This is a genomic window from Sphingobium lactosutens DS20 (genome assembly GCF_000445105.1).
In the GTDB taxonomy this organism is placed as follows: Bacteria; Pseudomonadota; Alphaproteobacteria; order Sphingomonadales; family Sphingomonadaceae; genus Sphingobium; species Sphingobium lactosutens.
Genome location: NZ_ATDP01000089.1, coordinates 111,489 through 125,327 on the forward strand (window position 1 = coordinate 111,489; position 13,839 = coordinate 125,327).

Annotated in this window: 11 protein-coding genes; 8 read left to right on the plus strand and 3 right to left on the minus strand. The window is 59.0% G+C overall.

What is annotated here, in order from left to right:
• Positions 1–116: 116 nt before the first annotated feature.
• On the plus strand, positions 117–1,124 hold the full coding sequence (locus RLDS_RS40530) for a zinc-dependent alcohol dehydrogenase family protein (protein WP_021226140.1): 1,008 nt from the start codon (positions 117–119) through the stop codon (positions 1,122–1,124).
• Between the two features lie 140 nt (positions 1,125–1,264).
• Here RLDS_RS40530 and RLDS_RS40535 read toward each other — a convergent pair whose 3' ends face one another.
• Together RLDS_RS40535 and RLDS_RS40540 are read right to left on the minus strand one after the other, a co-directional pair.
• Positions 1,265–1,951 (minus strand): alpha/beta fold hydrolase, encoded by a 687-nt coding sequence (locus RLDS_RS40535; protein ID WP_201767479.1) that lies wholly within the window; start codon positions 1,949–1,951, stop codon positions 1,265–1,267.
• 232 nt (positions 1,952–2,183) lie between these two features.
• Positions 2,184–3,101 (minus strand): LysR family transcriptional regulator, encoded by a 918-nt coding sequence (locus RLDS_RS40540; RefSeq protein ID WP_201767480.1) that lies wholly within the window; start codon positions 3,099–3,101, stop codon positions 2,184–2,186.
• Between the two features lie 173 nt (positions 3,102–3,274).
• Between RLDS_RS40540 and RLDS_RS0128195 the strand changes: the two genes are divergently transcribed.
• The 5 genes from RLDS_RS0128195 to RLDS_RS40560 all read left to right on the plus strand — a co-directional run bounded on the left by RLDS_RS0128195 (position 3,275) and on the right by RLDS_RS40560 (position 8,582).
• On the plus strand, positions 3,275–4,345 hold the full coding sequence (locus RLDS_RS0128195; protein ID WP_201767481.1) for an aromatic ring-hydroxylating dioxygenase subunit alpha: 1,071 nt from the start codon (positions 3,275–3,277) through the stop codon (positions 4,343–4,345).
• A 71-nt stretch (positions 4,346–4,416) separates the two neighbouring features.
• Entirely contained in the window at positions 4,417–5,505 is a 1,089-nt protein-coding gene (locus tag RLDS_RS40545; RefSeq protein ID WP_021226144.1) for a Rieske 2Fe-2S domain-containing protein, read from the plus strand.
• Positions 5,506–5,550: 45 nt separating this feature from the next.
• Positions 5,551–6,741 carry a formaldehyde dehydrogenase, glutathione-independent gene (gene fdhA / locus RLDS_RS40550; protein WP_021226145.1) on the plus strand — a complete coding sequence of 397 codons (1,191 nt, stop codon included), beginning with the start codon at positions 5,551–5,553 and terminating at the stop codon, positions 6,739–6,741.
• A 157-nt stretch (positions 6,742–6,898) separates the two neighbouring features.
• A complete protein-coding gene (locus RLDS_RS40555) occupies positions 6,899–7,216 on the plus strand; it encodes a 2Fe-2S iron-sulfur cluster-binding protein (protein ID WP_031298174.1) in 318 nt (105 codons plus the stop codon).
• A gap of 79 nt (positions 7,217–7,295) precedes the next feature.
• A complete protein-coding gene (locus RLDS_RS40560) occupies positions 7,296–8,582 on the plus strand; it encodes an NAD(P)/FAD-dependent oxidoreductase (RefSeq protein ID WP_021226147.1) in 1,287 nt (428 codons plus the stop codon).
• A gap of 135 nt (positions 8,583–8,717) precedes the next feature.
• Here RLDS_RS40560 and RLDS_RS40565 read toward each other — a convergent pair whose 3' ends face one another.
• Complete coding sequence (locus RLDS_RS40565; RefSeq protein ID WP_021226148.1) at positions 8,718–9,281, minus strand: TetR/AcrR family transcriptional regulator; 564 nt, start codon at positions 9,279–9,281, stop codon at positions 8,718–8,720.
• Positions 9,282–9,530: 249 nt separating this feature from the next.
• On the opposite strand from RLDS_RS40565, the gene RLDS_RS40570 reads away from it, so the two are divergent.
• On the plus strand, positions 9,531–10,598 hold the full coding sequence (locus tag RLDS_RS40570) for an efflux RND transporter periplasmic adaptor subunit (protein WP_021226149.1): 1,068 nt from the start codon (positions 9,531–9,533) through the stop codon (positions 10,596–10,598).
• Positions 10,599–10,611: 13 nt separating this feature from the next.
• On the plus strand, positions 10,612–13,752 hold the full coding sequence (locus RLDS_RS40575; protein ID WP_021226150.1) for an efflux RND transporter permease subunit: 3,141 nt from the start codon (positions 10,612–10,614) through the stop codon (positions 13,750–13,752).
• Positions 13,753–13,839: the final 87 nt, after the last annotated feature.

A 13,839-nucleotide genomic window follows, 5' to 3' on the forward strand; every position in this document is an offset into this window, starting at 1 on the left:
CTTGAAATGCGATTGTCGTTGGGTCCGATGGCGCGAGTCTCACCAATCGCAGACGCCGGTGGCGGTTAGCGACGTTCAACCCTCTCCGTTTTGGAGAATAGCCGGAAAGGTATGATATGAAAGCTGTCCGTATCGGAAAGGCCGGAGGCATCGATGGGCTCGAAATGGTTGATCTGCCCGATCCCGGTCGGCCCGGTTTCGGCGAAATCCGGGTCCGTATCCACGCCAGTTCGCTGAACTACCATGATTATGGCGTGGTCCGATCCCATGCACCGGCCTTTGTTGATCGCATTCCTCTGTCCGACGGAGCGGGCGAGGTTGAGGCTGTCGGCGAAGGTGTCACGGAGTTTGCCGTTGGGGATGCGGTGGTCTCTACGTTTTTTCCGTTCTGGAGCGACGGTGGGCCGCGCGTCGGCGACTTCGCCACCGTTCCTGGCGATGGTGTAGACGGTTACGCACGCGAGGTTGTCCTGCGTCCGGCGACCTGGTTCACGCATGCGCCGCAGGGCTACAGCCCTATCGAGGCCGCGACGCTGACGACCGCGGGCGTCACGGCATGGCGGGCTCTTGTGGGAGATGGCCACCTCAAAGCTGGAGACCGTGTTCTCGTGCTTGGTACTGGCGGGGTCTCGATCTTTGCCCTGCAGATCGCCAGGGCCATGGGCGCCACCGTCATTGCCACCTCCTCCTCCGACGAGAAGCTGGAACGGCTCCGGGGACTCGGTGCCGATTGCACGATCAACTATCGGAAGGTTCCCGATTGGGGCTCGAAAGTGCTCGAGCTGACCGACGGGGAAGGCGTAGATCATATTATCGAGGTCGGCGGCGGCGCCACGCTCAATCAATCCGTACTGGCCATCAAGGTGGGGGGACATATTTCGCTGATCGGCGTGCTGGCCGGAGTTTCCGGTGAGATCAACACCGCAGCCATTCTCGCCCGTCAGGCGGTGGTGCAAGGGCTGATCGTCGGCAGCCGTCGTCAGCAGCAGGATTTTGTGCGGGCGATCGAGACGACCGGCCTCAAACCCGTGATCGACCGGACATTCACTTTGGATCAGCTTCCGCAAGCCTTTCGCTATCAGGAAAGTGGGGCGCATTTCGGCAAGATCGGTATCGTGATCTGAACAATCAGGTCCGATACAATGCCATTTGCTCGTCTCATTGGCTCGCCGCGAGAAGGTCTGCCTGTCCAGGTCGCCGCGTAGACTGAGAAGGATATCTCAAGTACCGCGCAAAAAACTTCGGCTTTGCATGGCCCATACCGTCAACGCTCGATGAGCCTCTTCAGTGCGACCGAAACGACATCGGGGGTTTCGATTGGCGTCATATGGCCGGCATGCTTGACGATCGCCAGTTTGGCTTGCGGGATGAGCGAGGCCATCTCCCGGTGGACATCGGGCGGTGTCAGTTGATCGTGTGCGCCGCAAAGCACCAGCGTCGGCACCTTGATCGTTCGCAGGATGTCGTGACTGTCCGGCCTCGGGATACGGCTCTGACGGATGAAGACCTCCGGTCCCAACCGCGCCGTCATTTCGCGGATACGATCCGCCATCGCTTCGTTCCCAAGATTTTCCGGGGCAAGGTAGCGTTGCAGAAGCTTCTCGCCGAACCCGTGGAAGCGACCCGGATTTCGGGCAAGCGATGTGAGAAAGGCGCGCTCTTCGGCACGTTCCGCACTGTCGGGTTTCATTGTCGTGTCGAGCAGCGCCAGATGTGTTATCCGGCCGGGTGCGATAGCTATTACCTGTTGCGCGACGATACCACCCAGAGAAAAGCCTGCCAGAGCGAAGGTTTTGCCGCCAGCGTCAAGGACAGCATCCGCCATTTCGGCCAGTGTCTCGCCTCGGGTGATATCGGCGACGACAGGCTCGCATGTTTCTGAAAGCGGATCGATCTGGTCACACCAGAGCGCTGCATCGTTTAGAAGACCGGGAACAAGTATAAGTCGCAAGCTCATAGTCCGTGGTAGTTGGGACGTGCGACAATACCGACGCCCGCGTCAACCCGCCACAGGTGATCGACACTCAGCCACACATTGACGGCAACATTTTCACGCTATCATTTCCCTTGCGGCAGGAGTCCGCTTCTGCAGCGCTGTGCCAGCGATCAGATTGTGTGTGACCACAGTCGCCTTCGGGTACCCTGCGCGCCAACCAGCGTCTCTGGCTATCTGCTCTGAACGATCAGAGAAAAACCGTCGAAGAAGGATCGTTAGTTGGATCGCGGTTGAGAAACTGGCGCTCCATCAGTTTCCTGAACCAAGCAACCGCTGGATCATGTTGCACACGGCGATGCCAAAATTGCTTGATCTCGATGAGCGGGACAGGAACGGGAGGCTCAAGGAGTTGAATATCCTCCTTATCCTGATACCATCTGCCAACGGCACGCGGGACGACGGTGATGAGAGAAGTGCGCGCAATCAGTGCTGGAAGGCTCATGAAGTGCTGAGTGATGAGGGAAATGCGACGCTGCAGACCAGCCATGGCCGCACTTTTCTCGAAAATCTCCTGGGTACGTCCTTCTTGGATCACTACAGCGTGCTCGGCGTCGAGGAATTGCTGAAGCGTAATGCTTCCTTGAATTGTTGGATGCGTCGCGCTCGCCAAGCAAACGAACGGATGTTCAAACAGCTTCCTTTCGAAAAAATCGTGGCTGTAAAAGTCTGGAAAATAGCCTGCCGCAAGATCGACATCGCCTGAAACCATCGCGTCTTTAAGCGCTTCGAAGGGCATGGACAGCATGCTTATTCCACATCGAGGTGCCTCGGTGCGTAGAGTATCGAGCAAATCCGGCAGCAGAACGATTTCACCCAGATCGGATGAACTGATCGTAAAAGTGCGCTCTGCGGAAAGCGGATCGAACGTGGGCAGTTGAAGGATTTCGCCCTTTATGGTCGCAATCACCCGCTGGACAGGATCTTTTAAAGCACTGCCAAGAGCGGTGGGCCTCATTGCGCCCCCCGTGCGAACAAATAGTTGATCGCCGAACAACTCACGCAATTTGCCAAGCATGAAACTGGCATTGGGCTGACTGGTCTTCATTCGCTTGGCCGCCGCTGAGACCGACCCTTCGGTATGCAGCGTGTCGATCAGGACAAGCATGTCGAGGTCAAGATCTCTAATATCCATATTACTTATAGTGAGTATCGAAAAATTCCATCAAGTCAATAATTGTTCTCGCTGATATGACTGCAACACCGCTCGCCGGGAATGAAGCCGCCACCGTCGCTCGAAAGCGCGGTTGGGAGTTGAGCTTGGGCAAGGGATGAGGATTGATGAAGGGTATGTCGAACTTCACGCCATCGCGTGAATTTCTATACAACGCTTGGTATGTGGCGGGCTGGGCAAGCGACCTCGCTGCGGGCGACCGTGTCGGCCGTACGTTTCTCGAGCAGCCGATTGTGCTTTTTCGCACCGAAGTTGGTGAGGTCGGAGCATTAGAGGACCGATGTTGTCATCGGGCAATGCAACTTAGCCACGGCCAGGTCTGCGGAAACCAGATCCGGTGCACGTATCACGGCCTCGAGTTCGGCAGGAACGGGATTTGTACGCGTATTCCGGCGCAAGACAAGGTTCCCGCCACGGCGCGCGTGCGTTCGTATCCGATTGTAGAGCAGGATAGTCTCCTGTGGATATGGATGGGCGACCCGGCGCTGGCCGACGAAAATCTAATCCCACGCCACCCAATCCATTCGGATCCACGCTTTGCCTGGCGCAGTGCGCATTTCGCGGTGAATGGCAATTGGCAGTTGCTCGTCGAAAATCTAATGGATTTATCGCACCTGCCCTACATTCATCCCAAGACGATCGGTGGCAATCCGGAACTGCATTTCAAGACCAAGACAGAAACGACCCGGCTACCCAACGGTGTGCGCGTTGTGCGGCGGATGCCCTCCTCGACGCCGCCTCCAACTTATGTAGCTGCACGCGGATTCGAAGGGCTTGTTGATCGCTGGCAGGAAATTGAGTTCGAACCCGTCCTCATTCGCATTCACACCGGTGCTTGCGATGCCGGCACGGGAGCCTACGACGGAAATCGTGATCATGGATTTTCGATGATAGGCTTCCACGGGATCACCCCGGAGACTGCCACCACGACACATTATTTCTGGTCGATCTCAACCAACGCGTTGCAAAACGGGATTCCCGACCTCGTCTATCAACAGACTGCCGACACATTCCGCGAAGATCAGGAAGTGCTGGAACTGCAACAGGAACGGATCAATGCCGACCCTGACAGGATAATGATCGACATTGCAAGTGATGTCGGTGCGCGGCAGGCCAAGCAGCTTATCCGTCGTCTCATCCGCGAGGAGCAGGACCGGGAAATCGAGAACGCCGCATAATTTCGGAATTCGGGGTTGGCTTTGCGCAGGCGGAAAAGTTGACAGGCAGCCAGATAGGATCAGGGTCAGACATGAATACGAAGGTAAAAGATGTGGCGACCGCGGCGCTATGGCCGCGCAATGCCTGGTATGTCGCGTGCACGCCCGATGAAATCGAAGGCAAGCCTCTTGGTCGTATGATTTGCGGCGAGCGAATGGTGTTCTTCAGAGCAGAGGGCGGCAAGGTCGCCGCGATCGAGGACTTCTGCCCGCACCGCGGTGCGCCACTGTCCCTGGGTTTCGTTCGCGATGGAAATCTCGTCTGCGGTTACCACGGCCTTGTGATGGGGTGCTCGGGACATGCCATCGATATGCCGGGGCAGAAGGTCAAAGGCTTTCCGCCGATCAAGTCCTTCGCCACTATCGAGCGCTACGGTTTCATCTGGGTCTGGCCTGGAGATCAAGAGCAAGTCGATCCAGAGAAACTTCATCATCTCCATTGGGCGGAGAGTGAAGAATGGGCTTATGGTGGCGGCCTGTATCACATCAAGTGCGACTATCGCCTGATGGTAGATAATCTCATGGATCTGACCCATGAAACCTATGTCCATGCGAGCAGCATCGGCCAGAAGGAGATCGACGAAGCGCCGGTGAAAACACGAGCCGAGCCGGACGAAATCATCACAAGTCGTACGATGGAAAAAGTGATGGCGCCGCCTTTCTGGCAACTAGCCTTGCGGGGTGCGGGCTTACCGGACGATCAGTTGGTGGACCGTTGGCAGATATGCCGTTTCTCGCTGCCCAGTCATGTAATGATCGAGGTCGGCGTCGCTCTCGAAGGGCAGGGTGGTTACGAGGCGGACGATGCGATGAAGGCCGCAAGCATTGTCGTTGACTTCATAACCCCCGAAACTGAAACCTCGCATCATTATTTCTGGGGAATGGCGCGGCGGTTCGGGGTCGACGATCCTGCTCTCACCGATACGATCCGTGAGGGCCAGGGCAAGATATTCAGTGAGGATCTCGATATGCTTGAGCAGCAGCAGAACAATCTGCTGCTCTATCCAGATAGACGCCTGCTCAAGCTGAACATCGATGCAGGCGGCGTGCGATCGCGCATGATGATCGAAAGGGCGATCGCCGAAGAGAATTCCAGCACTCAGGTGACCGAAGCGGCGTGATAACGCTGGAAAGAAAATATCGCTAGCGAGTGAGAGGAGCATGGAATGACCAAGAACAGAGGCGTTGTATATCTTGAACCCGGCAAGATCGAGGTGCGTGATATCGCGGATCCGACTTTCAACGCGCCTGATGGCCGCAAGATCGAGCATGGGGTGATCCTCAGGGTTCTGTCGACCAATATCTGTGGTTCAGACCAGCATATGGTGCGCGGGCGGACCACTGCGCCGGCCGGACTCGTTCTGGGCCATGAGATCACTGGCGAGGTGATCGAGAAAGGCTCGGATGTCGAGATGATCGATATTGGGGACATCGTTTCGGTGCCGTTCAATGTCGCGTGTGGACGTTGCAGGACATGCAAGTCGCAGGACACTGGAGTATGCCTCACGGTAAACCCGGAACGGGCTGGCGGCGCCTATGGCTATGTCGATATGGGGGGCTGGATCGGCGGCCAGGCGCGATATGTGATGGTGCCTTATGCGGACTTCAATCTGCTGAAACTGCCCGACCGCGATCGCGCGCTTGCGAAAATCCGCGACCTTACGATGCTGTCCGATATTCTTCCGACTGGCTTCCACGGCGCCGTGATGGCGGGCGTAGGTGTAGGATCGGTAGTCTATGTGGCTGGCGCCGGTCCAGTCGGACTTGCCGCCGCTGCGTCCGCTCGGATTCTCGGCGCTGCGGTCGTCATGATTGGAGACTTCAACAAGGATCGTCTCGCCCATGCCAAGAAAGTCGGCTTCGAAGCGGTCGATCTTTCGAAAACTGATCGGCTTGGCGAGCTAATCGCAGATATCGTTGGCGTCAACGAGGTCGACGCAGCTATTGATGCGGTGGGCTTTGAGGCTCGCGGCCATGCAGGCGGCGAACAGCCTGCCATCGTGCTCAATCAGATGATGGAAATCACACGGCCTGCTGGCTCGATTGGTATACCAGGTCTCTATGTTACCGAGGATCCGGGGGCCATCGACAGTGCGGCCAAGGTCGGCAGCCTTTCGCTGCGATTCGGCTTGGGATGGGCAAAAGCCCAGTCCTTCCACACGGGGCAAACGCCCGTCGTCCGGTATAATCGCCAACTAATGCAGGCAATCTTGCACGATCGGCTTCCGATCGCCGATATCGTCAACGCCAAGGTGATTTCTCTCGAAGATGCCGCTGAAGGCTATCAAACTTTCGATGCAGGAGCAGCGCAGAAGTTTGTACTCGATCCGACCGGGCAATTGCTCGACGCGGCATGATATGCGTGTCCTCTACGCAGTTCTCCAGCCTCTCCCAACATTTAATGAGCCGTGTCCGGGCAGGGGTCGTAAACATCGCTGCCTGAAAAATCGCCGCTATCGGCCAGGTCGGTCGATGGCGGTGACCATCGCGCCTAATCAAGCTATCGAGGTTGAAATGACCGAGTTTCTGGTAATCGACAGGGAAGGCAACAGTCACGAGGTCGAAGGGGCCGAGGGCGCCAGTTTCATGGAGGCAATCCGCGACGCTGGGATAGATGAGATGCTAGCGTTATGCGGGGGGTGCCTCTCGTGCGCTACGTGCCACGTCTATGTCGAGGAAGCCGCTATTGGTCGCCTACCTGCCATGTCGGCAGAAGAGGATGACCTGTTGGACGGGTCGGATCATCGTACGCTGCTGTCCCGGCTCGCCTGTCAGATCTTCTTGAGTGCGGAGCTGTCGGGCCTTCGTATCGCGCTAGCGCCCGAAGACTGATGCAGAAAGGGACACGCAGCATTTCCGAGCCGGGGCCCTCCAGCCGGCATAAATCCATCAGGCGATTAGGCGAGACCGTATGAATATCAGATTTGATACGCTGATCGTAGGCGGGGGCCATGCCGGGGCGCAGGTTGCAATCGCCCTGCGCCAGAGGAAATACGAGGGAACAGTCGCCATCGCAGGAGAAGAGTCATTCCTGCCCTACGAGCGCCCGCCTCTCAGCAAAGAATATCTTGCTGGCGAGAAGAATTTCGAACGGCTCCTCATTCGTCCCAAAGCCTTCTGGGATGAACGGAACATAGAGATACTCCTTGGTCACAAGGCCGTCGCAGTCGATCCTGAGGCGCAGGAAGTGCGCTTTGCTCAAGGCGTCACTATACGATACGGCGAATTAGTCTGGGCTACAGGCGGCCATGCCAGATCGCTGTCTTGCGAAGGAGATGGACTCGAAGGTATTCACACCGTCAGGAACCTTCATGATGTCGACCAAATGTTGGCAGATATCTTCAAGGTCGAGGACGTGGTCGTCATTGGCGGAGGATATATCGGGCTTGAGGCCGCTGCTGCGTTGAGCAAGTTCGGCAAAAAGGTGACGATCCTGGAAGCTTTGGGTCGTGTGCTCGCCAGAGTGACCGGACCGGAGCTGTCCCGATATGTGGAAGACAAGCATCGCTCGCACGGTATAGATGTACGCCTTGGCGCGAGCGTGGCCTCGATCGAGGGAACCGACGGAAAGGTGAGTGGGGTCCGACTGACCGATGGGACCACTGTCGCTGCCCAAATGGTCATCGTTGGAATTGGCATCGTGCCAGCGGTGCAGCCACTCATTGATGTCGGCGCTGCCGTCGCGGCAGGCGCGCCCGTCAATGACTATTGTCAGACGGCGCTGCCACACATCTGGGCTGTCGGGGACTGCGCCCTCCATCACAACAAGTTTGCCGGTGGCGGTCAAATGCGCATCGAATCGGTTCAGAACGCAAACGATATGGCGACAATTGCGGCCAAGGGCATCTTGGGTACGCCGGAGCGATATGAGAATGTCCCGTGGTTCTGGTCCAATCAATACGACATGCGCCTCCAGACCGTAGGTATATTGGGAGGATATGACGAGGAGTTGGTTCGCGGGGACCCCAAAACCGAATCCTTCTCTGTTATTTACAGGCGAAAGGGGAAGGTTGTAGCAATCGATACTGTGAATGCGATGAAGGATTATGTTCAGGGCAAAATGCTTGTTACCGACGGGTTCTTGCTGGATGCTGCAGATCTGACGGACGCCACTCGTCCGCTTAAGGATGTGGTCGCTAGCCATTGTGCTAAGACGAACATCCGCTCGATCAAGAAGGCACTGGATGACGAAGGCTGAACTTGAATAGCTTATAGAAGGATCGAGGCGATCCCAGGAGAAACTGCTCGATATCTGGCGACGCGCTGTGACCGCGCGCGGTTTGAACCGCGTCGTTCGAACCGGAGCTTGCGGGCGGTTTCACCTCGAAGGCTCTTAACTCGCAGAAAAGATGCATCGAACGACATCCCGCATCAGATCCAGATCGATTTGCTTGTCCAGATCCGGATTTCGCAATGCGCGCACGGACAAGCCCTCCATGAGCGCGGCGGTCAGTTCCATACGTGCTTCAAGCTTTGGATCAGCGGCATCGAAGATTCTCTGGTGGGCTGCCTTGATTTCGGCATTGTGGCGATGGACGACCTCCGCAATGGCGGGATTACGCGCTGCTTCGGCTAAAATCTCCATTTTCAACGCCGCGCGAGAGATGTCCCTGTTCATCTCCACGCTGCGTTCCGTTCCGTTCGCAAAGGCCGCGATAGCATCCTCGGGATTTGCTGCGTCGCGCATGCCGGCCAGAAGCAGTTCCACCTCGTCGCGCTCGCGCTCGACGATGCCCGCGATGATGTCCTCCTTGCTCTTGAAATAATGATAGATGTGGCCGATGCTCATGCCGGCGGCCGCTGAAATCTGGGCCATGCTGGTGCCGTGGAAGCCCTTTTCGCGGAAACACAGACTCGCAGCCTCGAGGACCTGCGCACGCCGACGCTGCGCGTTCATACTGTCATCACCCCTTTGGGCCGTTCTGGGCATTACCTGTCTCCTGTTTCCTCTCCGGCTGCATAGCGCGCTTGCAACCACGGAACATTATAGTTGATTGGTTTGGTCATTCAATCTAAACATTCGCCGAGTCGCGTTTCACCCGTCGGGTCGCAAGCGCGATTTGTTTTTTGCGATAAACTAGGTCGATCATTCGACCTAATAATGGAGTTGCGATTTATGGCGGTAGTGGGGGGCAAGGCGATCCCAATGGCAGTGATGGTTGCGTCCTGCCTCCTCCTGGCGGCCTGTCAAAGGGAGCAGGCACCGCCGCCGCCGGCAACTCCGGAAGTCTCGGTCATTACGCTGCGTCCCGAAGCCGTGACATTCTCGACCGAGTTGCCGGGGCGAACGACCCCTTTTCGCGTGGCCGAAGTGCGTCCGCAGGTTGGTGGCATTCTCCTGCGGCGATTGTTTGAGGAAGGCAGCTTCGTCAAAGCCGGTCAGCCGCTCTATCAGGTTAATCCCGCGCCCTATCGGGCGACGCTCGAAAGAGCGCAGGCGAGCTTGTCTTCCGCCCAGTTGCTCTCGGAACGCTATGACCGCCTTATCAAGGACAACGCGATCAGCCAGCAGGATCGCGATGATGCCCGCGCGCAATATCTCGCAGCTCGCGCCGCTGTCCATTCTGCGCAGATCGACATGGGCTTTACGCGGATCAGCGCGCCCATCTCAGGTAGGATTGGTCGATCGGCCTTCACCCAGGGCGCTTTGGTAACGGCCAGTCAGCCGGACGCGCTCGCCACCATCCAGCAACTCGATCCCATCTATGTGGATATCGTCCAGCCTTCCACGGCGTTGCTGACGCTGCGGGAGGATTTTGCGAGCGGCCGCCTGAAGGCGGGTGGGGATGGGCAAGCGGAGGTTCGCCTGATCCTTGAGAATGGCAAATCCTATCCCCAGCCGGGTCGGCTCAAATTCTCCGAGGTGAGCGTTGATCAGGGCACGGGCGCAGTGACGCTTCGCGCGCAATTCCCCAATCCTGATGGCGTTCTGCTGCCGGGCATGTTCGTGCGCGCTCAGTTGCCGCAGGGCATGCGCAGCAATGCGTTGCTCGTGCCCCAACGCGCCGTCACCCGCGATCAGAGCGGGCAGGCCAGCGTGATGATCGTCGACAAGGCGGGCAAGGCGCAAGCACGCAAGGTCACGGTCGAGCGAAGCGTCGGATCACGCTCCCTCATAAGCGCGGGCCTGGCCGCGGGTGACAGGGTGGTCGTCGATGGCGGCCAGAACGTCCAGCCCGGCGCCGCGGTGAAGGCCGTGGCTGCCGCGAAGTAGGAGCACGAAAGCCATGTCGCGCTTCTTCATCGACCGGCCGATCTTCGCCTGGGTCATCGCCATCGTCATCATGCTGGCGGGCGTCCTCGCCATCCGGGCGCTGCCGATCAACCAATATCCCAATATCGCGCCGCCCGCGATCCAGATCAGCGGTACCTATCCCGGCGCATCGGCACAGACGGTGCAGGATACCGTCGTGCAGGTGGTGGAACAGCAGCTCAACGGTCTCGACAACCTGCGTTACATCAAGTCGGAAAGCAACGCCGACGGCAGCTTCGCGATCACCGCGACATTCGAACAGGGAACCGATCCCGACATCGCGCAGGTCCAGGTGCAGAACAAGCTGTCGCTGGCAACGCCGCTGGTGCCCGCCGAGGTGCAGGCGCAGGGGATGCGCGTCGCTAAGTTCCAGATTAACTTCCTGGTCGTCGTCGGGCTGGTGTCCACCGACGGCAGGATGAGCGCCTATGACCTGGGCGACTTCATCGTTTCCAAATTGCAGGACCCGCTGGCGCGGACGCCCGGCGTCGGCGACTTCATGGTCCTGGGGTCGCAGAACGCGATGCGCATCTGGCTCGATCCCACCAAACTCACCAGCTTCGGCCTGACGCCAACCGATGTCAGCGCCGCGATCAAGTCGCAGAACGTGCAGGTCTCGTCCGGCCAGCTCGCCGGCCTGCCGACGACCAAGGGCGTGGAACTCAACGCGACGGTGATCGGCAAGACCCGGTACCAGACGCCGGAGCAGTTCCGGGACATCCTCCTTAAGGTGAATGCGGACGGCTCGCAAGTGCGGTTGCGTGACGTCGCCGAGGTAAAGCTTGGCGCCGAGCAATTCTCGATCCAGGCAAATTACAATGCCAATCAACCGGCGGCCGGTATCGCGCTGCGCCTCGCCACCGGGGCCAACGCGCTCCAGACCATCGAGGCGGTACGTGCGCGGCTCAAGGATCTCGAGCCGACCTTCCCCAAGGGCGTGAAGGTCGTCTATCCCTATGACACCGAGCCGGTGATCAGCCACTCGATCGAGGGCGTGGTTCACACGCTGCTGGAAGCGATCGTGCTGGTCTTTGCGGTGATGTTCCTGTTCCTCCAGAACTGGCGAGCCACGCTGATCCCGACGCTGGCGGTTCCGGTTGTGCTGCTCGGGACGTTCGGGGTGATGGCGGCGTTCGGCTTCACCATCAACATCCTGACGATGTTCGGGCTGGTGCTGGCGATCGGCTTGCTAGTCGATGATGCGATCGTGGTGGTGGAAAATGTCGAACGGCTGATGAGCGAGGAAGGGCTGTCTCCTTTGGAGGCGAGCCGCAAGTCCATGGAGCAGATCAGCGGTGCGCTGGTCGGCATCGCGCTGGTGCTTTCGGCGGTGTTCGTGCCGATGGCGTTCTTCGGCGGCTCCACCGGCGTCATCTATCGCCAGTTCTCGATCACGATCGTATCGGCGATGGCGCTATCGGTGCTGGTCGCGCTGATCTTCACGCCAGCCCTGTGCGCGACGATGCTAAAGCCGGTTTCCCATGATCATCACGAGAAGAAGGGATTTTTCGGCTGGTTCAACCGCTGGTTCGATAGATCGGCCGGCCGCTATGAACGCGGCGTCAGTCGCCTGCTGGGCGCGCGCAAGCGCGGCATGATCGCCTTTGGCCTGATCGTCGCGCTGCTGGTCGTCCTGTTCCCGATGATGCGCAGTTCGTTCCTGCCCGACGAAGATCAGGGCATGGCGCTGATCCAGGTGCAGATGCCGCCCAATGCCAGTTCGGAACGGACGCAGCATGTGCTGGGCCAGGTTGCCAACTTCCTCCTCAAATCCGAGGGCGATGCGGTACAGGCGGTCATGACCGTGTCGGGCTTTAACTTCGCGGGCCGCGGGCAGGGGTCCGGCCTTGCCTTCGTGCAGCTCAAGCCGTGGAATGACCGCACCACCAGCGCCTTCGATATCGTGGGCCGGACGATGCAGCATTTCGCGGGCCTGAAGGAGGGCACCGTCATCGCTTTCGCGCCGCCCGCCGTTCAGGAACTGGGCAATGCGACCGGGTTCGACCTGTTCCTGCAGGACAACGGCGGCGGCGATCACGCGCGGCTGATGCAGGCGCGCAACCAGTTTCTGGGCATGGCGGCGAAAAACCCCGCGCTGCAACTGGTCCGCCCCAACGGCATGAACGACGAACCGCAATATCAGATCGAGATCGACGATGAGAAGGTACGCGCGCTCGGTCTCAGCCTGGACGACGTGAACAACACGATGTCGGCCGCCTGGGGCTCGTCCTATGTCAACGACTTCATCGACAACGGCCGCGTCAAGCGCGTCTATATCCAGGGCATTCCCGAATCCCGGATATCTCCTGAGGATTTCGGCAAATGGTATGTGCGTAACGACAAGGGCGGGATGGTCTCGTTCGATGCGTTCGCGACGGGCAAATGGGTCTATGGCTCGCCCCGGCTGGAACGGTATAACGGCCTGCCCGCGGTCGAGATTCTTGGCGAGCCGGCACCGGGGAAAAGTTCCGGCCAGGCGATGGCGGCAGTGCAGGAAATCGCCGCCAAGCTGCCCCCAGGCATCCGCGTTGCCTGGACCGGCCTCTCCTATGAGGAACGCCTGTCGGGATCGCAGGCTCCTGCGCTCTATGCCCTGTCGCTGCTGATCGTGTTCCTCTGCCTTGCGGCGCTGTACGAAAGCTGGTCGATTCCCTTCTCGGTTATGCTGGTCGTGCCGCTGGGTGTGATCGGCACGGTGATCGCGACGCTGGCGCGTGGCCTGAGCAATGACGTCTTCTTCCAGGTCGGGCTGCTGACGACGATCGGCCTGTCAGCGAAGAATGCGATCCTGATCGTGGAATTCGCGCGCGATCTGGTCGAACGGGACGGCAAGCCGCTGATGGAGGCCGCGATAGAGGCCGCGCGCCTGCGCCTGCGACCGATCATCATGACGTCGCTGGCCTTTACCGTGGGCGTGCTGCCGCTCGCGGTCGCGTCGGGCGCCAGCGCGGGCAGCAAGCACGCGATCGGCACCGGCGTCGTCGGCGGCATGATCACCGCGACGATCCTAGCGATTTTCTTCGTGCCGCTGTTCTTCGTCGTCGTGATGAGCTTCTTCTCGAAGAAGAAAGGCGAGACGCCCGAACAGCCCACCGGGGAGATCGCTCATGATTGACAGCACACTGCCCGTCGCGCGGGCTTCCTCACCCAGTAAACAGATGATCCGTCACGCTTCATCGGAGGCAAACAATATGGCCAGCCA